The organism is Amycolatopsis sp. NPDC004625, assembly GCF_040609695.1.
Taxonomy (GTDB): Bacteria; Actinomycetota; Actinomycetes; order Mycobacteriales; family Pseudonocardiaceae; genus Amycolatopsis.
Window position 1 is genome coordinate 88,709 of record NZ_JBEXKX010000009.1, and the last position, 24,707, is coordinate 113,415.

20 protein-coding genes are annotated in these 24,707 nt (G+C 71.8%); 15 read left to right on the forward strand and 5 right to left on the reverse strand.

Annotated elements, in window-relative coordinates; all coding sequences use genetic code 11:
• The first annotated feature begins 63 nt into the window (after positions 1–63).
• The 5 genes from ligA (at position 64) to ABZW17_RS12750 (ending at position 9,192) form a co-directional block, all read left to right on the forward strand.
• Positions 64–2,055 (forward strand): NAD-dependent DNA ligase LigA, encoded by a 1,992-nt coding sequence (ligA, locus tag ABZW17_RS12730; protein WP_354812678.1) that lies wholly within the window; start codon positions 64–66, stop codon positions 2,053–2,055.
• A 97-nt stretch (positions 2,056–2,152) separates the two neighbouring features.
• On the forward strand, positions 2,153–2,599 hold the full coding sequence (locus ABZW17_RS12735) for a hypothetical protein (protein WP_354812680.1): 447 nt from the start codon (positions 2,153–2,155) through the stop codon (positions 2,597–2,599).
• Between the two features lie 68 nt (positions 2,600–2,667).
• The gene (locus ABZW17_RS12740) at positions 2,668–3,855 is read left to right on the forward strand and encodes a cytochrome P450 (RefSeq protein WP_354812681.1); all 1,188 of its coding nucleotides are present in this window, start codon (positions 2,668–2,670) and stop codon (positions 3,853–3,855) included.
• Between the two features lie 117 nt (positions 3,856–3,972).
• Entirely contained in the window at positions 3,973–6,237 is a 2,265-nt protein-coding gene (gene bglX / locus ABZW17_RS12745) for a beta-glucosidase BglX (protein WP_354812683.1), read from the forward strand.
• Between the two features lie 42 nt (positions 6,238–6,279).
• Complete coding sequence (locus ABZW17_RS12750) at positions 6,280–9,192, forward strand: P-loop NTPase fold protein (RefSeq protein WP_354812685.1); 2,913 nt, start codon at positions 6,280–6,282, stop codon at positions 9,190–9,192.
• Here the strand turns inward: ABZW17_RS12750 and ABZW17_RS12755 are convergent.
• Positions 9,074–10,288, reverse strand: a complete 1,215-nt coding sequence (locus ABZW17_RS12755; protein ID WP_354812687.1) for an FAD-dependent monooxygenase — start codon at positions 10,286–10,288, stop codon at positions 9,074–9,076. The genes ABZW17_RS12750 and ABZW17_RS12755 overlap by 119 nt on opposite strands.
• A gap of 58 nt (positions 10,289–10,346) precedes the next feature.
• On the opposite strand from ABZW17_RS12755, the gene ABZW17_RS12760 reads away from it, so the two are divergent.
• Positions 10,347–10,814, forward strand: a complete 468-nt coding sequence (locus ABZW17_RS12760; RefSeq protein ID WP_354812689.1) for a MarR family transcriptional regulator — start codon at positions 10,347–10,349, stop codon at positions 10,812–10,814.
• 79 nt (positions 10,815–10,893) lie between these two features.
• The gene (locus ABZW17_RS12765; protein ID WP_354812691.1) at positions 10,894–11,664 is read left to right on the forward strand and encodes an isocitrate lyase/phosphoenolpyruvate mutase family protein; all 771 of its coding nucleotides are present in this window, start codon (positions 10,894–10,896) and stop codon (positions 11,662–11,664) included.
• 7 nt (positions 11,665–11,671) lie between these two features.
• Here ABZW17_RS12765 and ABZW17_RS12770 read toward each other — a convergent pair whose 3' ends face one another.
• Positions 11,672–12,730, reverse strand: coding sequence for a hypothetical protein (locus tag ABZW17_RS12770; protein ID WP_354812693.1), 1,059 nt, complete (start codon positions 12,728–12,730; stop codon positions 11,672–11,674).
• A gap of 269 nt (positions 12,731–12,999) precedes the next feature.
• On the opposite strand from ABZW17_RS12770, the gene fabG reads away from it, so the two are divergent.
• From fabG to ABZW17_RS12810, 8 genes are all read left to right on the forward strand, one after another.
• A complete protein-coding gene (fabG, locus tag ABZW17_RS12775) occupies positions 13,000–13,761 on the forward strand; it encodes a 3-oxoacyl-ACP reductase FabG (protein WP_354812695.1) in 762 nt (253 codons plus the stop codon).
• Positions 13,762–13,766: 5 nt separating this feature from the next.
• Positions 13,767–14,219: a MaoC family dehydratase gene (locus ABZW17_RS12780; protein ID WP_354812697.1), complete on the forward strand. Its 453-nt coding sequence runs from the start codon at positions 13,767–13,769 to the stop codon at positions 14,217–14,219.
• Positions 14,220–14,307: 88 nt separating this feature from the next.
• Entirely contained in the window at positions 14,308–15,333 is a 1,026-nt protein-coding gene (locus tag ABZW17_RS12785; RefSeq protein WP_354812699.1) for a phosphotransferase family protein, read from the forward strand.
• Positions 15,334–16,557 carry an acyl-CoA dehydrogenase family protein gene (locus ABZW17_RS12790; RefSeq protein WP_354812701.1) on the forward strand — a complete coding sequence of 408 codons (1,224 nt, stop codon included), beginning with the start codon at positions 15,334–15,336 and terminating at the stop codon, positions 16,555–16,557.
• Positions 16,554–17,738 carry an acyl-CoA dehydrogenase family protein gene (locus tag ABZW17_RS12795; RefSeq protein WP_354812703.1) on the forward strand — a complete coding sequence of 395 codons (1,185 nt, stop codon included), beginning with the start codon at positions 16,554–16,556 and terminating at the stop codon, positions 17,736–17,738. Before ABZW17_RS12790 ends, ABZW17_RS12795 begins: the two co-directional genes overlap by 4 nt.
• The gene (locus ABZW17_RS12800; protein ID WP_354812705.1) at positions 17,735–18,829 is read left to right on the forward strand and encodes an acyl-CoA dehydrogenase family protein; all 1,095 of its coding nucleotides are present in this window, start codon (positions 17,735–17,737) and stop codon (positions 18,827–18,829) included. The genes ABZW17_RS12795 and ABZW17_RS12800 overlap by 4 nt, the downstream gene beginning before the upstream one ends.
• A 97-nt stretch (positions 18,830–18,926) precedes the next feature.
• On the forward strand, positions 18,927–20,414 hold the full coding sequence (locus tag ABZW17_RS12805) for a hypothetical protein (RefSeq protein WP_354812707.1): 1,488 nt from the start codon (positions 18,927–18,929) through the stop codon (positions 20,412–20,414).
• 139 nt (positions 20,415–20,553) lie between these two features.
• Positions 20,554–21,432, forward strand: coding sequence for an alpha/beta hydrolase (locus ABZW17_RS12810; protein ID WP_354812709.1), 879 nt, complete (start codon positions 20,554–20,556; stop codon positions 21,430–21,432).
• On the opposite strand, the gene ABZW17_RS12815 is transcribed toward ABZW17_RS12810, so the two are convergent.
• The 3 genes from ABZW17_RS12815 to ABZW17_RS12825 are packed head-to-tail and all read right to left on the reverse strand — an operon-like array spanning position 21,429 to position 24,702.
• Positions 21,429–22,055: a TetR/AcrR family transcriptional regulator gene (locus ABZW17_RS12815; protein WP_354812710.1), complete on the reverse strand. Its 627-nt coding sequence runs from the start codon at positions 22,053–22,055 to the stop codon at positions 21,429–21,431. The two genes, ABZW17_RS12810 and ABZW17_RS12815, sit on opposite strands and share 4 nt — an antisense overlap.
• Positions 22,056–22,069: 14 nt before the next feature.
• Complete coding sequence (locus ABZW17_RS12820) at positions 22,070–23,050, reverse strand: phosphotriesterase-related protein (protein WP_354812712.1); 981 nt, start codon at positions 23,048–23,050, stop codon at positions 22,070–22,072.
• Positions 23,050–24,702, reverse strand: a complete 1,653-nt coding sequence (locus ABZW17_RS12825; RefSeq protein ID WP_354812714.1) for an AMP-binding protein — start codon at positions 24,700–24,702, stop codon at positions 23,050–23,052. The genes ABZW17_RS12820 and ABZW17_RS12825 overlap by 1 nt, the downstream gene beginning before the upstream one ends.
• Between the last annotated feature and the right edge of the window lie 5 nt (positions 24,703–24,707).

Here is a 24,707-nt window from a genome sequence, read left to right on the forward strand (position 1 = left end):
GAACGGCCGGTCGGCGGGCCGTCGCTCCGGTTTTGTCGGGGGTGCCCGGTAACGTCCTGGGGCGTGAACGCTCAGGAACGCATCCGGGACCTCGCCGACCGCATCACGGTGCTGCGCGACGCCTACTACCGCGGGTCGCCGCTGGTGGCCGACGCGGAGTACGACGCGGTCGAAGACGAGCTGCGGAGCCTGATCGGGGCCCACCCGGAGCTCACGCCGGACCCGAACCCGCTCGACCAGGTCGGCGCGCCGGCGGTGCTGCACGCGCCGATCCGGCACTCGCGCCCGATGCTGTCCCTGGACAAGGCGACCAAGCCCGAGCAGGTCGAGGCGTTCTTCGACCGCTTCCCCGGCCAGCCGGTGGTGGTCATGCCGAAGCTGGACGGGCTGTCGCTGGCCGTCGTCTACGAGAACGGGCGCCTGGCCAGGGCCGTCACCCGCGGGGACGGCACGACGGGTGACGACGTCACGGTGCTCGTGCGGGCCCTGACCGACGGGATCCCGGAGCAGGTCGACGCGCCGGGGCGGGTCGAGGTGCGCGGCGAGGCCGTCATGCTGCGCTCGACCTTCGCCGCGTACAACACCGCGCACCCGGACAAACCGCTGATCAACCCGCGCAACGCCGCCGCGGGCACGCTGCGCGCGAAGGACCCCGCGACCGTGGCCGAGCGGCGGCTGCGGTTCTTCGCCTTCGACCTCCACACCGAGCCCGACAGCGCCGCGGCCGACCTCGGCAGCGCGCTGCACGCGCTCGGCTTCACCGCGGCCGACATGCGGCGCTGCGCCGGCGCGGCCGAGGCGCAGGAAGTCATCGGCGAGATCGAGCGGCAGCGCAACGAGCTGGACTACGACCTCGACGGCGCCGTGCTGCGGCTGGCGAGCCGGGACGCCTACGCGGCGGCCGGCACCCGGTCGAGCTCGCCGCGCGGGGCGCTGGCGTTCAAGTTCGCCGCCGAGGAAAAGACCACCGTGCTGGCCGACGTGGTCTGGGACGTCGGCAAGACGGGCAAGATCGCGCCGGTCGCCTGGCTGGAGCCGGTGTTCGTGGGCGGCACGACGGTCACCCGCGCGACGCTGGCCAACCAGGAGGTGATCCGCGCCCGCGGCATCAGGATCGGCGACACCGTGCTGGTGCGCCGGGCCGGTGACGTGATCCCGTTCGTCGCCGGCGTGCTCGACGCCTCGAAGCGCACCGGTGCCGAGCAGGAGATCGTCCCGCCGGACGCGTGCCCGTCGTGCGGGCAGCCGCTGACCGAGCAGGGCAACAGCCGGGAACTGTTCTGCACCAACGTCTCCTGCCCGGCGCAGACCGTGCGGCGGCTGATCCACTGGGCGTCGCGGGCGGCGGCGGACATCGACGCCATCGGCGGCGTCTGGATCGAACGGCTGGCCGAGGCCGGGATCCTGGAGCACCCGTCGGACTTTTACGGCCTGACGAAGGAGAAGCTGCTCGAGTTCGACCGCATCGGCGAGGTGTCGGCGACCCGGATGATCGAGTCGATCGACGCGAGCCGGTCGGTCGGCCTGCGCCGGGCGCTGATCGGGCTGGCGATCCCGATGGCGTCCGAAGGCACGGCCGCCCGCCTGTGCCGGGCCGGGTTCGGCTCGCTGGAGGCCGTCGCGGAGGCGGGCGTCGACGGGCTGGTGGCGGTGGAGGACATCGGGCCGAAGGTGGCGGCGTCGCTGATCGAGCACCTCACCCGGCTGCGGCCCGAGCTGGCGCGCCTGCGGGAGGCGGGGGTTTCCCTCGACGTGCGCGAGGAGGACCTCCCGCCGGTCGTCGCGGCCGGCGCGCCGCTGGCGGGCAAGACGGTGGTGGTCACCGGCTCGATCAGCGATCCCCGTTCGGGCGAGAAGGTCCCCCGCCCGACGTTCCAGCGGCTCTGCGAGAAGGCGGGCGCGACCACGGCGACGTCGGTCTCGGCGAGCACCGACCTGCTCATCACCGGTGCCGACGTGGGCGCGAGCAAGCTGACGAAGGCCGAGAAGCACGGCGTCGAGGTGGTCGACCAGGGCGAGATCTGGTCGCAGCTGATCGCGGCGGGCATCGTGTGAGCGTGCTGTCCCGGTTCACGGACGGGTCACCCGGTCGGGGAAAACGTGCTCGGGCGACACTGAAGGCCGGTAACCAGCCTCGCCCGAAGGGAAGCAGATGACGACGCCGCCGACCGACCTGGCGCGCACCCGCCAGCTCCGCGTGCACGAGTTCCTCACGGCACGGGGCTGGCACCTCGACGGCGACAGCGACCCGGCCGAGGCCTGGTTCGCCGACGACGTCCACGCGGGCTGGCACTACCCCGCCACCTACGGCGGCTGCCGGATCAACGAAGTCGCGGACACGACCCCGGTCCCGTTGCAGGGCTACTTCACCTTCGGCGACGGGGGCGACGAGGTGTTCAGCGTGACGCCGGCGGGCAACCTGCGCGGCAGCGGCTGCCCCGAGCACGACACGCAGGAGCGGTTCTTCGCCCTGACCGCCGAGGGGGCGGTGGACCTGGCGGAGATCGCGGACCTGCTCGACACCCTGGAGCCCCGGGCCCGCTCCCTCGACCCGCGGGACCTGATCGAGTGCCGGTACTTCGGTCCCTGCAAGCGGTAAGCGCCCTACCCAGGAGGGGCCCGCCGGGCCATCATGGGGAGCTCGGCGTCGAGCTCCGGGAGGGTGCCATGCACGTGCGTTCCTACCCCTTCGGTCCGGCCATCGGGCTGGAGATCGATCCGCTCTACGGCCGGTTGCGCGACGAGGAACCGCTGGCCCGCGTGAAGCTCCCGTACGGCGACGAGGCATGGCTGCTCACGCGGTACGACGACGTCCGCATCGCGCTCGGCGACCCGAGGTTCAGCCTCGCGCAGGCGGCCGTGCGGGACACGCCGCGGCTGGGCCCGCAGCGGATGGGCGCGATCCTGACCGACCTCGACCCGCCGGACCACACCCGGCTGCGGCGGCTGCTGGCGCACGCGTTCACCGTGCGGCGCGTCGAAGGGCTGCGCGCGGGTGCGGAACGCCTGGCGAACGAGCTGGTGGACGAGCTGGAGAAAGCCGGCCCGCCCGCCGACCTGGTGACGGCGCTGGCGGTGCCGTTGCCCGGCCTGCTGGTCTGCGAACTGCTCGGGGTGCCCTACGCGGACCGCGACCACTTCCGGGAGCTGGCCGCCGCGTTCATGTCCGTCACCGCGCTGACCGACGACGAGAAGCTCGCGCGGCTGGGCGAGCTCGCCGGCTACCTGGCCGGGCTCGCCGCCCGGCGCCGGGAGCACCAGGAAGACGACCTGATCAGCGCCCTCGTCGTCGCCCAGGAGGAAGGCGACCGGCTCACCGCCGACGAGCTCGTGCAGCTGACCGTGATGCTGCTCGGCGCCGGGTACGACTCCACCGCGTGCCAGATCGTGAACTCCGTCGTCGCGCTGCTCCGGTTCCCCGGCCAGCCGGCCCTGCTGCGGAGCCGGCCGGAGCTGGTGCCCGGCGCCGTGGAGGAACTGCTGCGCTGGGTCCCGGCGCAGGAGGCCGCCGACATCCTGCCTCGCTACGCGCTGGCGGACGTCGAACTCAGCGGCGGCACCGTGCGCGCGGGCGAACCCGTGCTTCTGGCGAAGCACGCGGCCAACCGCGACCCGCGCCGGTTCCCCGACCCCGACCGCCTCGACGTGACCCGGGACGCCAAGGGGCACCTGGCGTTCGGCCACGGACCGCACCACTGCATCGGGGCCCAGCTGGCGCGGATGGACATCCAGGTGGCGGTGGCGGCGCTGCTGACCCGGCTCCCGGGGCTGCGCCTCGCCGTGCCTGAAGACGACATCGAGTGGCGGGCCGGGATGGCCATGCGCGGGCCGGTCGCGCTGCCGGTCACCTGGTAACGGCTTCGGCTCGTCAGGGAGGACTGCGGCCCGCCCTTGCGCGGCCTAGGCTGGGGACGCCTGACCGATCAGAGGAGTTCGCCACCGCCGTCGTTGCTCCGCGAAAGGGTCCCCGCCATGTCGCAGCAGGTGAACCACGAAACTTCGGCCGCGGGCGGGGTGAACCGGCGCAGCGTGCTCGCCGGCCTCGCCGGCGGGATCGCCTCCGCCGGGCTGATCGCCCAGCCGGCCGCCGCCGAGTCCACCGACGCCGCCGCGCGGCCGCCGGAGCGCGATCAGCGCGTCGAGGCGCTGCTCAAGCAGATGACCCTCGCCGAGAAGATCGGCCAGCTCCAGCTCGTCGGCGACGAAACCACCGCCCGGGCCGCCCTCTCCGGTGGCCGGCTCGGCGGGGTCTTCTCCGTCGTCGGGGCGGCGAAACTGAACGCCCTGCAGCGCATCGCCGTCGAGCAGACGCGGCTGAAGATCCCGCTCGTCTTCGGCCTCGACGTCATCCACGGGTACACCACGAACTTCCCGATCCCGCTCGCCCAGGGCGCGAGCTTCGACCCCGCCGTCGCGGGCACCGACGCCACCGTCTCGGCCAAGGAGGCCCGCAGCAGCGGCATCCACTGGACGTACGCGCCGATGATGGACGTCACCCACGAGCCGCGGTGGGGACGGATCGCGGAAGGCTACGGCGAAGACCCCTACCTGGCGACGCAGTTCGCCGTCGCCAAGGTCCGCGGCTACCAGGGCAACGACTACTCCGCGCCGGACCGGGTCGCCGCCTGCGCCAAGCACTTCGTCGCCTACGGCGGGGCCGAAGGCGGGCGCGACTACAACACCGTCGACGTCTCGCTGCAGCGGCTGCACAACCTCTACCTGCCGCCGTTCAAGGCCAGCGTCGAAGCGGGCGTCGCGACCGTCATGGCGAGCTTCAACACCATCAGCGGCGTCCCGGCCCACGGCAACGGGTACGTCCTGCACGACGTCCTCAAGGGCACCTACGGCTTCCGCGGGTTCGTGGTCAGCGACTACACCGGCATCGAGGAACTGATCCTGCACGGCCTGGCCGGCGACGGCGCGGACGCCGCGGCGGCCGCCCTGCCGGCCGGTGTCGACATGGAGATGGTGAGCACCAACTACGCCCGCTTCGCCGAGCGGCTGCTGGCCGAGCGCCGGATCACCCGCGACCAGATCGACGACGCCGTCCGCCGGATCCTGCTCGTGAAGTTCCGGCTCGGCCTGTTCGAGCGCCCGTACGTCGACGAGGCGGCCGAGGTGAAAGCGCCTTCACGGGCCGCCTTGGCGGCGTCGCGGCAGGCCGCGGCGCGGTGCATGGTGCTGCTCAAGAACGACGGCCCGGTGCTGCCGCTGGCGAAGACCGTCGGCTCGGTGGCCGTCGTCGGGCCGCTCGGCGCGGCGACCTACGACCTCAACGGCACCTGGGCGGGCCTCGGCACCGGCGCGTCGACGACGCCGCCGGTGACCGTCGTCGACGGGATCAAGGCCGCGGCGCCCGGCGCGACCGTGAGCTACACCCCCGGCTGCACCGTCGACGGAACGGACACCGGCGGGTTCGCCGCCGCGCAGCAGGCGGCGCGCGCCGCCGACGTGACGGTGGTGGTGGTCGGCGAAACCGCCGCGATGAGCGGCGAAGCGGCCGCCCGCAGCAGCATCGACCTCCCCGGCGTGCAGCAGCAGCTGGTGGCCGCGATCGAGGCGACCGGGAAGCCGTTCGTGGTCGTGCTGGTCAACGGCCGCCCGCTGACGATCCCGTACCTGCACGACAACGCCCCCGCCATCCTCGAGGCGTGGGCCCCCGGCGTGCAGGGCGGCCACGCGGTCGCGGACGTGCTGTTCGGCGTGGTCAACCCGGGCGGCAAGCTGCCGGTGAGCTTCCCGCGCGCGGTCGGGCAGATCCCGATCTACTACAACCACGAGAACACCGGGCGTCCCGCCGACCCGGCCAACAAGTACACGTCCAAGTACCTGGACCTGGCCAGCGGACCGCTGTACGAGTTCGGCCACGGCCTGTCCTACACGACGTTCCGCGTCGACGGCCTCCGCCTGTCGGGCACCCGCCTCCCGGCCCGCGGCGGCCGCATCGACGTCACCGCCACGGTGACGAACACGGGCGGCCGCGCGGGCGACGAGGTCGTCCAGCTCTACCTGCGCGACCCGGTCGCGAGCATCGTCCAGCCGGTCCGCCGCCTCCGCGCCTTCCGGCGGGTGACCCTGGCCGCGGGCGCGTCGACGACGGTGTCGTTCCCCCTCACCCCGGAGGACGTCGGGTTCTACGACAACACGGCCCGGTTCCGCGTGGAGCCGGGCAAGATCGAGGTGTACGTCGGCACAAGCTCGGCGGCGACGCTCTCGGCGAGCTTCACGGTGGTCTGACCGTCCTCGTAACGGACCACGGCAAAACGGCGACCTCAACACATGTTCGAGAGGCTCACCGACCGCGCGCGGCGGGTGGTCGTCCTGGCCCAGGAAGAGGCCAGGATGCTCGACCACGACCACATCGGCACCGAGCACCTCCTGCTCGGCCTGCTGCACGAGGGTGAAAGCGTCGCCGCCCGGGCGCTGGGGGCGCTGGGCGTCGGGCTCGAAGGCGTCCGCGAGCAGGTCGGGGAGATTCTCGGCCAGGACCAGCGGGCGCCGAGCGGGCACATCCCGTTCACGCCGCGGGCGAAGAAGGTGCTGGAGCTGTCGCTGCGTGAGTCGGATGAGCTCGGCCACGCCCACATCGGTCCCGAACACCTCCTGCTCGGCCTGCTCCGCGAGGGCGACGGCGTCGCCGCGCGGGCCCTGGTCAAGCTCGGCGCCGACCTCAAGCGGGTCCGCCGTCAGGTGTCGCAGCTGATGTCCGACGACAAGGACAGCGCCAGCGAGCCCACGCCGCCCCTGGAGATCGAACAGTTCGGCCGCAACCTCACCACGCTCGCCCGCGGGGGCAAGCTCGACTCGGTCGTCGGGCGCTACGAGGAGATCGGGCGGGTCATGCAGGTGCTGTCCCGCCGGACCCAGAACAGCCCCGTGCTCGTCGGCGAGCCCGGCGTCGGCGCGGCCGACGTCGTGGAAGGTCTCGCCCAGCTGATCGTCACCGGCGAAGTGGCCGAAACGCTGAGGGACAAACAGCTGTGCACCCTCGATCTCGGCTCCCTGACGGCCGAGCGGACCGAGGCCCTCGGGAAAGCCGTCAAGGACGTCCGCCTGCGCGGTGACGTCATCCTGTTCGTCGACGGCATCCACACACTCTTCGGCGCCGATGCCGACGCCCGGCTGGCGGACGCGCGATCCTTGCTCAAGCCGATGCTGACCGGCGGCGGACTGCAGGTCATCGGCGCCGCCACCGCCGACGAGTACCACCGGTACATCACGAAGGACCCGGTCCTCGACCGCACCTTCCAGCCGATCCAGGTCGGCGAGCCGACACTCGAAGACGCCGTCGAAATCCTCAGGGGTGTCCGCGACCGGTACGAGGCACACCACCGCGTTTCGATCACCGACCTGGCTCTCGTCGCAGCGGTCACCCTGGCCGTCCGGTACGTCTCGGACCGGCCGTTGCCGGAGAGCGCGGTGGACCTGCTCGACAAGGCCGGTGCCCGGCTGCGCATCCGCCGGGCGGCCCGGAAGAACGTGCGCGAGTTCGACGAGAAGATCGCCGACGTGCGCCGGCGAAAAGAAGACATGATCGACGCGCAGGACTGGGAAGGCGCCGCCCGGCTGCGGGACACCGAGAAGCAGCTGCTCCACGAGCGGAACACGCACGAGAACCAGTGGCAGACCGACGACCTCGACGTCGTCTCGGAGATCGACGAGGACGACATCATCCAGATCGTCGCGGAGGACACCGGGGTTCCCGCCGAGTCGGTCCGCGAATTCTGGTCACCGGATGCGTACGAGGAACCGTCCGGCGACGAGAACGCCTACCACCTCCTGAACGACCAGCCCGTCGCCGACGCCGCCGGCGACCTCCTCGGCGCCACCGAAACCGCGCGCGGGATCGCGTCGATCCTGACCCGCACGCCGTCGCCGTTCGTGATGGCGATCGACGGCGGGTGGGGCACCGGGAAGAGCACCCTGCTGCGCCAGATCGAGGCCGCCCTGCCGGAAAACCCCGATCTGGTCAAGGTTTCCTTCAACGCGTGGACGGCGCAGGCCGGCAACGCGCTGGACGCCCTCATCAAGTCCGTGATCGTGAAGCTGGACGCGCGGCTGCTGCGGCGCTGGATCCGCAAGCTGTCGAAGAGCCGCCACACGCTCGACCTCCTCCGTCTCGCGTTCTCCGTCGCGATGCGGTTCTTCGGCATCTCGCGGCTGGCGGACGAACTGTGGGCCAAGCTCGAGGTGAACGCCAAGTCCCGCAACGAAATGCGGGACTGGATCCAGAAGATCCTCGAAGACTGGACCAAGGACGCCAAGCTGCGCACCGGCCGCACCCTGGTGGTGTTCGTCGACGACCTCGACCGCTGCTCCGACGCCGTCGTGGTGCAGATCTGCGAGGCCGTGAAGCTGTACCTCGCCACGACCGGGGTGATCTTCGTGATCGGCTGCGACCTGTCCGTGCTCGCCCGCGGCGTCTCGACGTCGGCCCGCGGCGGCGAGGGCGAAGGGCGGACCTACCTGGAGAAGATCGTGCAGGTGGTGTACCGCATCCCGGTCCCGGACCGGACGAGCACCGTGCAGCTGGTGCACAGCTACGCCCAGCAGGCGGGCGTCGGCGGGTTCGTGGACGAGACCGTCACCAAGATCCTCGTGGAGCGGACCGAAGGCAACCCGAGGCGGATCAAGCGGATCATCAACAGCTTCGTCCTGCAGCAGAAACTGAGCCCGGCCTGGCGGAAACCCCCGCTGGGCAGCGGCAGGCTGATCATCGTGATCATCCTCCAGCACCTGTACCCGGCGGTCTACGAATCACTCGTCAGCACCCAGACCGGCACCGACCCGATCGGCGAGTTCCTCGACTACGCGGCGGTCCGCGGCCGCGTGACCGACCCTCCGGGAGCGAGCGACATGTGGTGGTCCACCGCCGGCCGAGTGTTCCGCCGCCACGGCATGATGCTCCCGGGCCGCACCCCCGAGCGGCGCGATGAGCTGATCATGACCCTGGAGCGCCTGGAGCGTTCCCTGCCCGCGCACTACGCCGAGCTGGCCGGCAACGAAGCATTGACGACGCTGTTGCGCGAACTGGGCGACCTCGAGACGCGCTTGGCGGTCCGCGCCCAGCTGGTCAGCCGCCCGCTGAGCACCGGCTCGTTCCCGGCGGAGTCCCCAGGCTCGGCAGCGGACGGTCCGTGGCCGCCACCCTCGTCACCTTCGCCAGGAACGGCGCGAACGGCCGCGACGTGAGGACCTTGTCCAGCACACGACGCAAGCTCAACCCGAACCGGCTCTGCGGGTACGCGAACGGCACGATCCAGCGCGGCAGATCCTGGACGTCGTCGACCAGCGGACGCATCCACTCGTCGTAGGCGGCGAACGCCGCCTCGACGTCGGAGTCCGTTGTGGACAGACACGCCGCGAGGACGTACCCCGCGGTGAGTGCCAGTGACGCGCCGCCGCCGCCCATCGGGGTGACGCACCAGGCCGCGTCGCCGGCGAGGCAGACCCGGCCGCGGTGCCAGGCCGGCATGCGGATCTGGGTCAGGTTGTCGATGTAGACGTCGTCGGCGGTGTCGAACGCGTCCAGGACGCGCGCTGCTTCCCAGCCGGCGTCGGCGAACCGGGCGCGGGTGCGGCCGAGCGCGTCGGTGCGGTCGAGGTCCGTGAGGTGCTCCGCGGGGGCGTAGGCCAGGATGGCGCGCGTCGTGCCGTGGTTGTCCGGGCGCAGGTGCACCTGGCGGCCGCCGGTGGTGGTGTACCAGCGCCAGCGGTCGTCGTCGCCGTCCGTTCGCGGGATCGTGCCGAACACCATGGCGACCCCGAGTTCCCGCCGTTCGACGAGGTCGCCGAAGAGCCGGTCGCGCGTCGCCGACCGGACGCCCTCGGCGACGACCAGCACGTCGGCCCGCAGCACCCGGCCCGATTCCGTGGTCACCGTGACCGCGTCGGCGTCCTCCGCGACGTCGGCGATCGTGTCGCCGTAACTGATGCCGACGCCGTCGGGCAGGTGGTCGAGCAGGGTTTGCGCGAGATCACCGCGCAGGATCTCGAGTTCGGCGGTCGCGCCCTCGGGGTCGGACGGCAGCTCCGCCCGCACCCGGCCGGTGCCGTCGACGAAGACCGTGCCGGTCTCCGTGGTGTTCTGCGCCTTGACCGCCTCGATCAGGCCCATCCGCCGCAGCACGTCCCGGGCGACGCCCCGGACGTCCACGTTCTGCCCGCCGTCGCGGAAGGCCGCGGCCCGCTCCAGCACGGTCACCTCCCACCCGGTCCGCCGCAGCCAGAAGGCCGCCGACAGGCCGGCGATGCTCGCCCCCGAGATCACCGCATGTCGTGTGCTCATCCCACTCCCGCCGTCAGGTAGCTTCATGGCCAAGTTACTTCACTGTGAAGGAGTCGGCATGACGGCGCCGGACCCGCTGACCACCGCGTGGACGTCCGCCCAGGTCGAGGTGATGCACGCGCTGCGGGACTGGGCCCTGGGCTTCGCCGAGCTGAACCGCGGCTTCGCCGCGTGGATGCGCCTGCCGGCGTCCGACGCCGACGCCCTGGGCCGGATCATCTGGGCCGCCGAGGCGGGCTCGCCGCTGTCCCCGGTCCAGCTCGCCCGCGGGATCGGCATGACGACCGGCGCGACGACGGCCCTGGTGAACCGCCTCGAAGCCGCCGGCCACGTCGGCCGCAGCCGGGAGCACCCCGACCGCCGCCGGGTCACCCTGCGCCCCTCGCCCGAAGCGCGGCACCGGGCCCGCGAGTTCCTCGCCGTGGCGGGCACCGGGATCGCGGCCACGCTGCAGGCCGCGGATCCGGCGGTGCTGCGGGCCACCACGGAGTTCCTGGGCCGGATGACGGCGGCCGCCGCCGGGTGATCACGCCGCGCACTGGACGAGACCTTCCGGATGATCGACGCGGCGTGGAACGCGGGCGCCTTCGCCTACATTGGACGGCATGATCTCGACCGCCGAGAAGGCCACGCTCCTGCAGGAACTGCACGCCGCGCCCGAGTTGCTGCTCGTCGTCAACGTCTGGGACGCCATCACCGCCAAGGTCGTCGCCGAGACGCCCGGCACCCAAGCGCTCGCGACGCCCAGCCACGGCATCGCCGCCTCGCGCGGCTACCCCGATGGGGAGAAGATCCCGCGTGACGAGATGATCGCCGAGGTCGCCCTCATCGTGCGGCACGCCGGCGACCTGCCGGTCACCGCCGACCTCGAAGCCGGCTACGGCGACCCGGGCGGCACCGTGGCCAGGGCGATCGAAGCCGGCGCCGTCGGGGCCAACCCCGAAGACCGGATGAAGCCGCTGGGCGAAGCGGTGAAGGCGGTCGAAGCGGCTGTCGCGGCCGCCCAGTCGGCCGGCGTCGACTTCGTCCTCAACGCCCGCACCGACGCGTTCCTCAAGACCGACCCCGAAACGGCCCTGGCCGAAGCCCTCACCCGCGGCCGCGCGTACCTCGACGCGGGCGCGTCGAACTTCTTCGTGCCGGGCAAGCTGGACGAGAGCCAGGTCGCGCGGCTCGTCGAGGAGCTCGGCGAGCGGAAGGTCAACCTCATCGGCATCCCCGGCTCGATCCCGCTGGCCCGCGCCCAGGAACTGGGCGTGTCCCGGGTTTCCTACGGCCCGTGGAGCCAGAACGTGGCTCTGACGGCCCTGGCCAAGCTGGCCGAGGACGTCTACGCCGGCGGCGGGCTTCCCGCGGACACCCGCAAGCTCAACTGACCCGGCTTCAGCGCCTGCCTCGTCGCCGTGCCACGGCGAGCAGCGTCAGGCCGGCCGCCAGCAGGGCGACGAGCGTGGCGGCCTGGGCGGGCAAGGCGCCGATGCCGGTGCCGGCCAGGCCGCCGTGCGGTCCGGGGCCGGCCGGCGGTGGTGTCGTTCCTCCCGGGGTGCCCGACGTCGGCGTGATGCTCACCGAACCGGAAGGCGATGCCTCCGTCGAGGTGGACGACGTCGAGGTGGCGCTCGAAGAACCCGTCGTCGGCGAAGACGAGGTCGCTGTCGAGGTCGCAGTCGAGGTTGAGGTCGCAGTGGAAGTCGAAGCCGTCGTGGAACTGGTCGGCGGCCGGGCCCCGCACTGCGCCTCGACTTCGCCCAGCCGCAGTGACGTCAACGGGCCGTCGTACACCGTTTTCCCGTCCTTGTCCTTCAGCACCGCCGTAACGTCGATGTCCAGCCACGCCCGCGCGTGATCCTGCCGGCTCTGCGCCGCCGGGTCCTGGAACGGGGTGACCACGACCGTCAGCGTGCTCTTGCCGATCTCGGGATCACCCAGCTCGGCCCCGGTCACGCTCACCTCGTTCCGGCCCGCGCGCACCAGGTGCCCGAGCACCGAAATCACGCCGCTGTTCGTGCGGTTGTAGGCCAGCGCCCACGGGCCCACCGGCGGCGGCACGCATTCGGCGTACGAATCGAGCGAAGCCACCCGCAGGAACGGCTTTCCCCCGACCTTCACCTCCAGCGCCGTCAACTGCGCCTGGGCCCAGTTCTTCGCCGGGTCGGCGGACGTCCGGGTCTCCTTCGTCGCGACGCTGATCCTGCTCAGCATCCCGTCCGGATCGCCGAAATCCCCGTTGTCGGTCTCCCCCGCGGCGGACTCCGCCACCCCGTACCGCCCGGTGTAGGCGTCGAGACCCAGCGCTTCGACCGGTGACGTCGTCAACCGCACGAGCGTCGCCGCGGCGGGTGCGGACGAGCGGGCGCCGGGTGGTGCGGCCAGGGCGAGCGTCACGGCGCCCGCGGCGACGGCCAAGGCGGTCAGGACGTGGGTTACGCGCAGCGATGGCACCGGTCCAACAAAACACAGCTGATCATCGCGGACGACCGGTGTCGCTGGTTCGGTGGCGGTGATCAGCCGATGGTGTGACGGGTGTGACCTTGGCCACCGGCCCCCGCGCGCACCGCCGTCGTCCTCGGGAAACCCGGGACGACCAGGCGGCACCGGGGAAATCTGCGTACGTTGGCATCGGAATACGGGCCGCGGGCCGTATCGTCTGTGACCAACCGCTTAGTAGGCTCGCGGGCACGAGCCCGCTTCTCAACGACGAGGAGGTCCCCGTGACCGATTCCCCTTCCCGTGTCGCCGTGGTCACCGGTGCCGGCCGCGGCATCGGTGCCGCCGTTGCCGCTCGGCTGGCCGATGACGGCTTCGCCGTCGCGCTGCTGGACCTGGACGAGGCCGGCGTCAAGCAGGGTGCCGAAGCGATCGTCGCGAAGGGTGGCAAGGCCGTCGGCGTCGCCCTCGACGTCGTCGACGCCGAGCAGGTCGAGGCGGCCGTCACCCGGGTCGCCGACGAGCTCGGCCCGCCGGTCGTGCTGGTCAACAACGCCGGCATCACCCGGGACAACCTGATCTTCAAGATGACCGAGCAGGACTGGGACTCCGTGCTCGGCGTGCACCTCAAGGGCTCCTTCCTGATGACCCGCGCGGTGCAGAAGTACATGACCCAGGAGAAGTACGGCCGGATCGTCAACCTCTCCAGCACCTCGGCGCTCGGCAACCGCGGCCAGGTCAACTACTCCGCCGCCAAGGCCGGCATGCAGGGCTTCACCAAGACCCTCGCCATCGAGCTGGGCAAGTTCAACGTCACCGCCAACGCCATCGCGCCGGGCTTCATCGCCACCGACATGACCGCGGCGACCGCGGAACGGATCGGCATGAGCTTCGAGGACTTCAAGGCCGCCGCCGCGTCGCAGATCCCGGTGCAGCGCGTCGGCACGCCCGACGACATCGCCCACCTGACGTCGTTCCTGGTCAGCGAAGGCGCGGGATTCGTCTCGGGCCAGGTCGTCTACGTCGCCGGCGGACCGAAGGACTGAGGCCGATGCGCGAGTTCGAGAACCTGGACGCCTTCGCCGCGGCGGTCGGCGAGCACCTCGGGTACAGCGAGTGGGTGAAGGTCACCCAGGACCGGGTGAACCTGTTCGCCGACGCCACCGACGACCACCAGTGGATCCACGTCGACGAGCCGATGGCGACCGCGGGGCCGTTCGGCGGCACCATCGCCCACGGCTTCCTGACGCTGTCGCTGCTCTCGGCGTTCGGCCCGAAGATCTACCGGGTCAACGGGATCAGGATGGGCATCAACTACGGCCTCAACAAGGTCCGCTTCCCGCAGCCGGTCAAGGTCGGCTCGAAGGTGCGCGCCGGGGCCGAGCTGGTGGAGGTCACCGACATCCCCGGCGGCAAGCAGGCGGTGTCGAAGTGGACGGTCGAGATCGACGGCGAGGCGAAGCCCGCCTGCGTCGCCGAGTGGGTCACCCGGTTCCTGGCGTGACCACCCGGCCGGGGTGCGCCCCGGCCGGGCCCGCTGTACTACATACCGACTAGTCGGTATGCTGCGTCGAACGCTTGGAGGAGGCACGATGAGCCGCACCGACCCGCCGGGTCTCGACCTGGACCGCCTGCGCGCCCACCTGGACGCGCACCGGCCCGGCCTGGCCGCCGGGGAGCTGACCGCGGACGTCGTGGAGGGCGGCCGGTCGAACCTCACCTACGTGGTGGGCGACGGCCGGTCGCGCTGGGTGGTGCGCCGCCCGCCGCTGGGGCACGTGCTGCCCACCGCGCACGACATGAGCCGCGAGTTCCGGGTGATCTCCGGCCTGCGCGACACCGCCGTGCCGGTGCCCGAAGCCCTGCTGCTCTGCGAGGACGCCGACGTCGTCGGGGCGCCGTTCTACGTGATGAGCTTCGTCGAGGGCACGCCGTACCGGACCGCGGACCAGCTCGCGCGGCTCGGCGCGGACCGCACCCGCGCGATGGCCGACGCGCTGGTCGGCACGCTCGTCGACCTGCACGCCGTCGACCCGGCCGCGGTCGGGCTGGGCGATTTCGGCCGCCCGGAGGGCTTCCTCGAGCGGCAGCTGCGGCGGTGGAAGAAGCAGCTCGACGCGTCCCGCAGCCGCGACCTGCCGGGCGTCGACGAGCTGCACGACCGGCTCGCCGCGGCGGTGCCGGTGTCCGGGCCGCCGTCGATCATCCACGGCGACTACCGGCTGGACAACGTCCTGGTCGACGCCGGCGACCGGATCTCGGCGGTGCTCGACTGGGAGATGTCGACGCTGGGCGACCCGCTGACCGATCTCGCGCTGCTGGTCGCCTACGCCGAGCGTGACAAGGTTTCGCTCCCCTTCGTGTCCAACGCCAGCTCGGCGCCCGGCTACCCGAGCACCGACGAGGTCGTCGCCCGCTACGCCGAGCTCTCCGGCCGGGACGTCTCGCAGCTGAACTGGTACGTCAGCTTCGCGTTCTTCAAGCTGGCCGTGATCCTGGAGGGCATCTACTACCGCTTCAGCAAGGGCCAGACGGTCGGGGCGGGTTTCGAAGGCGTCGGGGCCGGGGTCGCGCCGCTCGTCGCGCACGGCAACGAGATTCTCAAAGAGGAGAAGTAAATGGACTTCGCGTTCGACGAGAAGACCGAGGAGCTGCGCGGGCAGCTCCTCGAGTTCATGGACTCGCACATCTACCCCGCCGAAGCCGTGTTCGAGCAGCAGCTCGCCGAGCGCGACGACCCGTGGGCCATCCCGCCGGTCGTCGAGGAGCTCAAGGCCGAGGCGCGCAAGCGCGGGCTGTGGAACTTCTTCCTCCCCGGCGAGCACGGCGCGGGCCTGACGAACCTGCAGTACGCGCCGCTGGCGGAGATCACCGGCCGCAGCATCCGGCTCGCGCCGAGCGTGCTCAACTGCGCCGCGCCCGACACCGGGAACATGGAAGTGCTGGCCATGTTCGGCACCGACCAGCAGCAGAAGCAGTGGCTGGAACCGTTGCTGAACGGCGAAATCCGGTCCGCCTTCGCGATGACCGAGCCGGACGTCGCCTCCTCCGACGCCCGCAACATCGAGACCGCGATCCGGCGTGACGGCGACGAGTACGTCGTCACCGGCCGCAAGTGGTACATCTCCGGCGCGATGAACCCCGCGTGCAAGATCTTCATCGTCATGGGCAAGACCGACCCGGAAGCCGCGCCGCACAAGCAGCAGAGCATGATCCTGGTCCCCCGCGACGCGCCGGGTGTCACGGTCAAGCGCGGCATGCACGTCTTCGGCTACGACGACAGCGACCACGGCGGCCACGCCGAAGTGCTCTTCGAGGACGTCCGCGTGCCGGTGGAGAACCTCATCGCCGGCGAGGGCGACGGGTTCGCCATCGCCCAGGCCCGGCTCGGCCCGGGCCGCATCCACCACTGCATGCGCGCCATCGGCATGGCCGAGCGCGCGCTGGAGCTCATGTGCCGCCGCGCGATCTCGCGCGAGGCGTTCGGCAAGCCGATCGCCCAGCAGGGCGTCGTGCAGGACTGGATCGCCGAATCGCGCGTCCGCATCGAGCAGCAGCGGCTGCTCGTGCTCAAGACCGCGTGGCTGATGGACACCGTCGGCAACCAGGGCGCGCACACCGAAATCCAGGCCATCAAGATCTCGACCCCCGCCGCGGTCGAGTGGATCCTCGACAAGGCCGTGCAGGTGCACGGCGCCGGCGGCGTCAGCCAGGACTTCCCCCTGGCCGCCATGTGGGCCGGAAACCGCACGCTGCGCCTGGCCGACGGACCGGACGAGGTCCACAAGCGCTCGCTGGCCCGGCGCGAACTGAAGAAGTACCTCTCGGAGGGCGCGAAGTGACTGTCACCGCCGAAGACCTGACCCGCCAGGCGACCGAGTTCCTCGCCTCGCACGACCCGAAGACGACCGACCGCATGGACTTCCTGCGCGCCCGGTTCGACGCCGGGCTCGCCTGGATCCACTTCCCCGCCGGGCTCGGCGGGCAGAACGCCCCGCGCGCCCTGCAGTCCGTCGTGGACGCGGTGTTCACGGACGCGGGCGCGCCGGACAACAACCCGCGCCGGATCGGCATCGGCCTCGGCATGGCCGCGCCGACCATCCTCGCCTTCGGCACACCGGAGCAGCGCGAGCGCTTCCTGCGTCCACTGTGGACCGGCGAGGAGGTGTGGTGCCAGCTGTTCTCCGAGCCCGGCGCCGGTTCCGACCTCGCCGCGCTCGGCACCCGGGCCGTGCGCGACGGCGACGACTGGGTCGTCACCGGCCAGAAGGTGTGGACGTCCGGGGCGCACGAGTCGCAGTGGGCGATCCTGGTCACCCGCACCGACCCGGACGTGCCCAAGCACCAGGGCATGACGTACTTCCTGTGCGACATGACCGCGCCCGGCGTCGAGGTCCGGCCGCTGCGCCAGATCACCGGCGAGGCCGAGTTCAACGAGGTCTTCCTGACCGACGTCCGGATCCCGGACACCCAGCGCCTCGGCGCGGTCGGCGAAGGCTGGAAAGTCGCGCAGACCACGCTGATGAACGAGCGCGTCGCGATCGGCGGGCACGTCCAGCCGCGCGAAGGCGGCCTGATCGGGATCGTCGCGAAGACCTGGCGCGAGCGGCCCGAGCTGCGCACGCCGGAGCTGCGCGACCGGCTCGTGCAGCGCTGGGTCGAGGCGGAAACGCTGCGGCTGGCCGGCACCCGGCTGCGCCAGCAGCTGACGGCGGGCGCGCCCGGGCCGGAAGGTTCGGCCATGAAGGTCGCGTTCTCCGAGCTGAACCAGGCCCTCACCGGCCTGGAGGTCGAACTGCTCGGCGAAGAGGGCCTGGCCTACGACGACTGGTCGTTCCGGCGCCCGGCGATCGTCGACTTCACCGGCCGCGAAGCCGGCTACCGCTACCTGCGCGCGAAGGGGAACTCCATCGAGGGCGGCACCTCGGAGGTCCTGCGCAACATCATCGCCGAGCGCGTGCTGGGGCTGCCCTCGGAGCCGCGCGTCGACAAGGACGTCGCCTGGAAGGACCTCCCCCGATGAGTGACCTGCTCTATTCCGACGTCGAAGAGGACCTGCGGGCCTCGGTCCGGGACCTGTTGAAGGACAAGGCGGGCGCCGAAGCCCTGCTGGCGCGCGTGGAGACGGCCGAGCCGTACGACCTGAAGCTGTGGCGCACGCTGGCCGACGAGGTCGGCGTGGCCGGGCTCGCGGTGCCGGAGGAGCTGGGCGGCCACGGCGCGTCGGCCCGCGAGGTCGCGGTCGTGGCCGAGGAGCTGGGCCGCTGCGTCGCGCCGGTGCCGTTCCTGGGCAGCGTGGTGCTGGCGACGACGGCGCTGGTGCACGCCGGTGCGCGGGACTTCGTCGGCAGGCTGGCGGCGGGCCAGGCGATCGGTGCGCTGGCCGTGCCGCTGTCGACGGCCCCCGGCGCGGGTTTCCCGTCGTCGGTGACGGCGTCCGCGGACGGCACCCTCACCGGCCGCGTGGGCACGGTGGCGGACGCGTCGGTGGCGGACCTGCTGGTCGTCCCGGCCGCCGGCCCGGACGGCCCGGCGCTGTACGTCGTCGAGGCGTCGGCGGCGACGGTGACGGAGCTGGTGTCGTTCGACCTGACGCGGCGGGTGGCCGACGTGACGCTGTCCGAGGCTCCGGCCACGCTGGTCGCCTCGGGCCCGGAGGCCGCCGCGGCGCTGGAGCACGCGCTGCTGTTCGGCGCGGGCATCCTGGCCTCGGAGCAGACCGGCGTCGCCGAGTGGGCCCTCACCGAGACGGTGAGCTACCTCAAGGGCCGGTACCAGTTCGGCCGCCCGGTCGGCGGGTTCCAGTCGCTCAAGCACCGGCTGGCGAACCTGTACACGGACCTGGTGCTCGCCCGCGCGGCGGCCCGCAACGCGGCGGACGCGCTGGCCACCGGCACCGACGTGCCGATTTCGGTGGCGGTCGCCCAGGCCCGCAACGCGCCGATCGCCGTCCGCGCGACGGAGGAGGCCGTCCAGCTGCACGGCGGCATCGGGATGACGTGGGAGCACCCGGCGCACCTGTACCTGAAGCGCGCGAAGGCGGACGAAATCGCCCTCGGCACCCCGGGACGGCACCGCGCCCGGCTGGCGGACCTGCTCGACCTGCCCGCCTGAACACCGGCGGAAACGGCCCGGGACCCGGGCCGTTTCCGCGGTGTGCACCACATTCGGCCGTGCCGGACCGGGCCATGGCTGCCGTACCCTGGCTCCCATGGCGCAGGCCGTCCAGAGGCACCTCAACCAGGCTCTGATGCGCATTCCCCGGCGGGCGGAAAGCGCCGACCGCTCGACGCTGGCCGCGACCTACGTCGCCGCCGGCTCCTTTTCCGCGATGATCAATTCGGCCGATCACCAGATCCTTTTCGGCCGCCGCGGTACCGGAAAGACGCACGCGTTGCGCCACCTGCAGGAACTCGCCGAAGGCACCGGCGACCTGGCGATCCACCTCGACCTGCGGACGATCGGCTCCACCGGCGGCCTGTACGCCAGCACCGCGCTGAGCCCCGCCCAGCGCGGCACGCAATTGCTGGTCGACACCCTCGAAGCCGTCCACGACCGGCTTTTCGCGCTGGCCGTCGACGGCGATTTCCCGGACGCGTTGCTGCGCGGCCTCGACGCGGTGGTGTCCGCCGCCACGGAAGTGGAAGTGATCGGCGAAACCGAACAGGAACAGACATTCGGCGACGCCGTGGAACGGGAACACTCGGCGGAACTGTCGGTCACCCGCAACGGCGGCGCCCGAGCCGGCGCGCGGCGCAGGACGTCGGCGACGGCGTCGAGCCGGCGCAAGCGCACCGGCGTCGAGCAGCACCGCGTGCTGTTCGGCCCGCTGAGCCGGGCCGTGCAGGCCGTCGCGGACGGCGTCCGGCCCGCGCGGCTGTGGCTGTTGCTCGACGAGTGGAGCAGCGTGCCGCTCGACCTGCAGCCGTTCCTGGCCGACCTGCTGCGCCGCAGCGTCCTGCCGGTCCGCGGCATCACGGTGAAGATCGCCGCGATCGAGCACCGCGCCCGGTTCTTCGTCCCGCTCGACGACGACTACCTGGGCATCGAGGTCGGCTCGGACGCGGCGTCCGCCGTCAGCCTCGACGACGCCCTGGTGTTCGGCCGGTCGCCGGAAGCGGCCCAGGCGTTCTTCCGGGAGCTGTTCGGCAACCACGTCCGGCCGATCCTCGCCTCGATGCTGCGGACGCCGGTGCCCGGCGCGTTCGTCGACGCGGCCTTCGACGGCGGCGCGTTCGGCGAGCTCGTCCGGGCCGCCGAGGGTGTCCCGCGCGACGCGATCAACGTCGCGGCGCTGGCCGCCCAGCACGCGCACGACGAGAAGATCACCCTGGCGCACGTCCGCCGGGCCGCGCGGGACTGGTACCTGCGGGACAAGCAGTCGGTGATCAGCCGCGACGACGCCGCCGACCGGGTGCTGGGCCTGCTGGTGGACGAGGTGGTGGGCCGCCGCCGGTGCCGCACGTTCCTGCTGCCCGCGCGGGACCGCCCGGCCGTGATCGACACGCTGTGCGACGCGCGGCTGCTGCACATCCTCGAGCGGGGCGTGGTCGACCCGCGGCGCCCGGGCCGGCTGTACGACGGGTACGCCATCGACTACGGCTGTTACGTCTCGCTGCTCGCCGGGAACCGCCGCCCGGCCGACGTCTTCTCGGTCGACAAGGCCGTGGTCGACCTCGAGCGGCTGGGGTCTTCATGAAGAAACTTCAGTTTCTCCGCGCATTTTCGCTCATCTGAGCGAGATTTTTGTGAGCCAGGCCACTCCGAGCGCAAACGTGTGACAAAAGTGCCCTTATCCCCATGGTTCTCGTGGGTGGTGCGGATCTAGCCTGTGCGCCATGGAATCAGCCGTCGCCCCGACGGACGCCGCCGCGCTGGAGGAAGTGACCATCACCGTCGGCGGCCACCACCACACCGCGCTCGCGGCCGGGCCCGAGCCGGGCGAGCTCGTGCTGCTGCTGCACGGCTGGCCCGAGTTCGCGGAGTCCTGGACGGAGCAGCTGCACGCCCTCGGCGAGGCCGGCTACCGGGCGCTGGCGGTGGACCAGCGCGGCTACGCGGCGGGCGCGCGCCCGGACGGCGTCGAGCACTACACGCTGGATCTCCTGGTCGGCGACGTCCTGGCGTTCGCCGAGAGCCAGGGCGCGGACCGCTTCCACCTGATCGCCCGCGACTGGGGCGGCATGGTGGCCTGGGTGTTCGCCGCGGCCCACCCGGACCGCCTCCGGTCCCTGACGGTGCTGTCGACCCCCCACCCGGCGGCCCTGCGCCAGGCGGCGGCCACCGACGACGGCCAGTTCCACGACCTGGGCTACATCCGCTTCTTCCGCCGCGAAGAGGGTAAGGCCGAGAAATACCTCTTACGCGACGAAGCCGCGCAATTACGGGCTGTCTACAATCGCCGCATTCCCCGCACGGTCGTCGAGCGCACGGTCGAGCGCCTTTCCGAACCGGGCGCATTGACGGCGACGTTGAATTGGTACCGCGGAGCCACGAACGACGAGTTCGACATCCCGGCGGGCCGCATCACGGTCCCGACGCTGTACCTGTGGGGCCGCGAGGACCCGTACCTGAGCCAGAGCGCGGCGGAGCTGACGGTCCACCACATCGACGCGGAGTACCGCTTCCAGATCGTCGAGGGCGCGAGCCAGTGGATGGCGATGGAGGCGCCGGACGAGGTGAGCGCACTGCTGCTGGACCACGTCCGGCAGCACTAGCCCACCGGCGGCCGCAGCGCGTCCAGCAGCAGGTCCGCGTAGTGGTCGCCGATCTGGCGGGCCGTCAGCGAACCGCTCCGCCGGTACCACGACCCCAGGTGGTGCACCGACCCGAAGTAGAAGTCCACCACCACGTCGGCCGGCTTGTCGGTGCGGAACTCGCCCGACCGCTGGCCCTCCTCGACCAGGCCGCGGAACCGCTCGTGGTACTTGCGCCGCTCCGCGCGGACCGCCTTCTGCTTGTCCGGGGACAGCTGGTGCATCGACTGCAGGAAGATCGTGTTGTCGTCCAGGTTGTCGATGCTCGACACCACCACGTCGGACGCCGCGGCCGCCAGGCGCTCGCGCAACGGCGCGTCCGACGATGCCACGCTCTCCAGCTGGCGGGTCTGCTCGCGCAGCACCCGGGCGTAGATCTCGTAGAGCAGGTCGTCCTTCGAGCCGAAGTAGTGGTACATCGCGCCCTTGGTGACGCCCGCCGCCTCGACGATCTCCTGGACCGAGGTGCGGTCGAAGCCCTTCTTCGCGAACAGCTTCGTCGCGTGCTCCAGCAGCCGCCGGGGGACGGCGGCCTGGTCGTCGCCGGTGGCTTCGCCCGGCTTGCGGGTGCTTGCTCGGGTCACCGCAATACCCCCTCTCAGGACGCACCAGGATAACGCCACGACAGGAACCGCCGCGGGTTGTCCACCAGCATCGTCGTGATGTCCGCTTCGGACACGCCGCGCTCCCGCAGCGCCGGCAGCACCTCGCGGGTGATGTGCAGGTAGTGCCAGTTCGGCGCGATCGACGGCAGCTGCGCCGACGGGAGCCAGTCGATGTAGCAGGACGCGTCGTGCGAGAGCACCATGCTGCCCGCGTAGCCGCGTTCGCACAGCGCCGCCACCGTGTTCACCCGGTCCTCGAACGGCAGCAGCAGGTCCAGGCCGAACCGGTCCATGCCCAGCAGCGAGCCCCGGTCGGCCAGCTCCGTCAGGTAGCCCAGGTCCGTCGAGTCGCCCGAGTGCCCGAGGAGCACGCGGGTCAGGTCGACGCCTTCGGACGCGAACACCTCCTGCTGTTCCAGGCCGCGCCGTGTGCCGGCGTGCGTGTGCGTCATGATCGGCGCGCCCGTTTCGGCGTGGGCGTGCGCCACCGCTCGCAGCACCCGTTCGACGCCCGGGGTCACCCCGGGTTCGTCGGTCGCGCACTTGAGCAGGCCGGCCTTGACGCCGGTGCCCGCGATGCCGTCGCGCAGGTCCCCGACGAACATCCCGACCAGCGGGTCCTCCCCCTGCAGCAGCGTGCCCGGCCCGCGGAAGTGCAGGTAGTGCGGCACGTCGTTGTAGGTGTACAGCCCGGTGGCGACGACGATGTTGACGTCCACCTCGGCCGCCACCCGCTGCACGCGCGGGATGTAGCGGCCGAGGCCGATCACCGTCGGGTCGACGATCGTGTCGATCCCGGCCGCCTTGAGCTCCTTCAGGCGCCGGACCGCCTCCGGGACGTGCTCGTCCTCGCGGAACCCTTCGTGCTCCGGGTAGTTTTCGGCGAATTCGGGGCTGAGCACGAAGAGGTGCTCGTGCATCAGCACCCGGCCCAGCGCTTCCGGCGCGATCGCGCCGCGGACGGTCTCGACCATCAGCCCCGCGCTCGCAGTTCCCGGCGCAGGATCTTGCCGCTCGTGGTCTTGGGCAGCTCGTCGAGGACTTCGACGGTCCGCGGGTACTTGTACGCCGCGAGCCGCTCCTTGCACCAGGCGACCAGTTCCGCCGGATCGGCGTTCGCGCCGGGAGCCGGGCTGACGTAGGCCTTGACCGTCTCGCCGCGGTAGTCGTCGGCGATCCCGACGACGGCGGCCTCGCGGACCGCCGGGTGGGTGTACAGCACGTCTTCGACCTCGCGCGGCCAGACCTTGAACCCGGACGCGTTGATCATGTCCTTCTTGCGGTCGACGACGTAGACCCAGCCGCGCTCGTCCATGAACCCGATGTCGCCGGTGAGCAGCCGGCCGCCGGGCAGGGCCTCGGCGGTGGCGTCCGGGCGGTTCCAGTAGCCCGAGACGACCATCGGGCCTTCGACGGCGATCTCGCCCGCCTGGCCGAACGGCAGCTCCTCGCCGTTCTCGCCGAGGATCCGGACGATCGTGTCCGGCACCGGCAGGCCGATCGAGATCGTGCCCGACGCCGGGTCGATCGGCGCTTCGAGGGTGCCGGGGACGACGACGCAGCCGGCCGTCGTTTCGGTCAGGCCGTAGCCGTTGTGGATGTAGTGGCCGGTCTTCGCGCGGAACGCCTCGACGACGGCGGGCGGCAGCGCGGCGCCGCCGGAGTACAGCAGCGCGAACGAGTCGAAGTGCGCGCGGCTGAACGACGGGTGCGCCATCAGCGCCATGTAGGCCGTCGACGGCCCGACCGTGTACGACGGCTTGTGCTCCAGGAAACTGTCGAGTACGACCCCCGGTTCGAAGCGGTAGGCCAGGGCGAGCGTGCCCTCGATGTCGATCGCGGACCCGAGTTCGCAGACCATGCCGGTGATGTGGAACAGCGGGGCGAGCCCGAACAGCGTCGAGCCCGCGGGCAGGCCGCTGAAGGAGCCGAGCCCGGCGGCGTTGGTGCCGATGTTGCCGTGGGTGTTGGTGGCGCCCTTCGGCGTGCCGCTGGTGCCGGAGGTGTAGCTGATCAGGGCGGTGTCGCCGAGCGCGAAGGCGGGTTCCGGTGGCTTCGGACCCGGCGTGGCCGCGGCTTCGAGGAGCTCGGTCGCGCCCGGGGTCGCTTCCCGCTCGACCTTGGCCAGCACGCGCTCGTCGTCGCGGGTCTGGAACTCGAGTTCGCTGGTGGTGAGGGCGATGCCGACACCGTTCGCGGCCGCCGTCTCGCCGATGTAGGCGTTCCAGCCGCGCTGCGAGCAGACGACTGCCTTGACCCCCGCGTCGGTGAACACGTGCGTGAGCTCGCGTTCGCGGTACATCGGGTTGACCGGCACCACGATCCCGCCGGCCTTCCACGCGCCCAGCAGGGCGACGACGAACTGGGGGATGTTCTGCAGCACCAGGGCGAGCCGGTCGCCGCGGGCGAAGCCGTGGGCCGTCAGGTACCGCGCGACGCCGTCGGAGAGCTCGTCGACCTCGCGGTAGCTCAGCCGCGCGTCGAAGTACGCGATCGCGGCCCGGTCCGGGACGTGGTCCACGGCCCGGCGGAACGCCTCGGGCAACGTCGTCGGCTGCGCCGGTTCCGCGTCCCGCACCCGCTCGTCGTAGCTCGCGAGCCAGGGCTTCGCGTCGTACCAGCTCATCCAGT

Bases quoted from the DNA above. Each gene is read 5' to 3' on its own strand.
- ABZW17_RS12805 (WP_354812707.1), top strand. From the start codon at position 18,927: ATGGCGCAGGCCGTCCAGAGGCACCTCAACCAGGCTCTGATGCGCATT.
- ABZW17_RS12760 (WP_354812689.1), top strand. From the start codon at position 10,347: ATGACGGCGCCGGACCCGCTGACCACCGCGTGGACGTCCGCCCAGGTC.
- ABZW17_RS12780 (WP_354812697.1), top strand. From the start codon at position 13,767: ATGCGCGAGTTCGAGAACCTGGACGCCTTCGCCGCGGCGGTCGGCGAG.
- ABZW17_RS12825 (WP_354812714.1), bottom strand. From the start codon at position 24,702: ATGAGCTGGTACGACGCGAAGCCCTGGCTCGCGAGCTACGACGAGCGG.
- ABZW17_RS12765 (WP_354812691.1), top strand. From the start codon at position 10,894: ATGATCTCGACCGCCGAGAAGGCCACGCTCCTGCAGGAACTGCACGCC.
- ABZW17_RS12785 (WP_354812699.1), top strand. From the start codon at position 14,308: ATGAGCCGCACCGACCCGCCGGGTCTCGACCTGGACCGCCTGCGCGCC.
- ABZW17_RS12755 (WP_354812687.1), bottom strand. From the start codon at position 10,288: ATGAGCACACGACATGCGGTGATCTCGGGGGCGAGCATCGCCGGCCTG.
- ABZW17_RS12735 (WP_354812680.1), top strand. From the start codon at position 2,153: ATGACGACGCCGCCGACCGACCTGGCGCGCACCCGCCAGCTCCGCGTG.
- ABZW17_RS12750 (WP_354812685.1), top strand. From the start codon at position 6,280: ATGTTCGAGAGGCTCACCGACCGCGCGCGGCGGGTGGTCGTCCTGGCC.
- ABZW17_RS12810 (WP_354812709.1), top strand. From the start codon at position 20,554: ATGGAATCAGCCGTCGCCCCGACGGACGCCGCCGCGCTGGAGGAAGTG.
- ABZW17_RS12740 (WP_354812681.1), top strand. From the start codon at position 2,668: ATGCACGTGCGTTCCTACCCCTTCGGTCCGGCCATCGGGCTGGAGATC.
- ABZW17_RS12790 (WP_354812701.1), top strand. From the start codon at position 15,334: ATGGACTTCGCGTTCGACGAGAAGACCGAGGAGCTGCGCGGGCAGCTC.
- ABZW17_RS12800 (WP_354812705.1), top strand. From the start codon at position 17,735: ATGAGTGACCTGCTCTATTCCGACGTCGAAGAGGACCTGCGGGCCTCG.
- bglX (WP_354812683.1), top strand. From the start codon at position 3,973: ATGTCGCAGCAGGTGAACCACGAAACTTCGGCCGCGGGCGGGGTGAAC.
- ABZW17_RS12820 (WP_354812712.1), bottom strand. From the start codon at position 23,050: ATGGTCGAGACCGTCCGCGGCGCGATCGCGCCGGAAGCGCTGGGCCGG.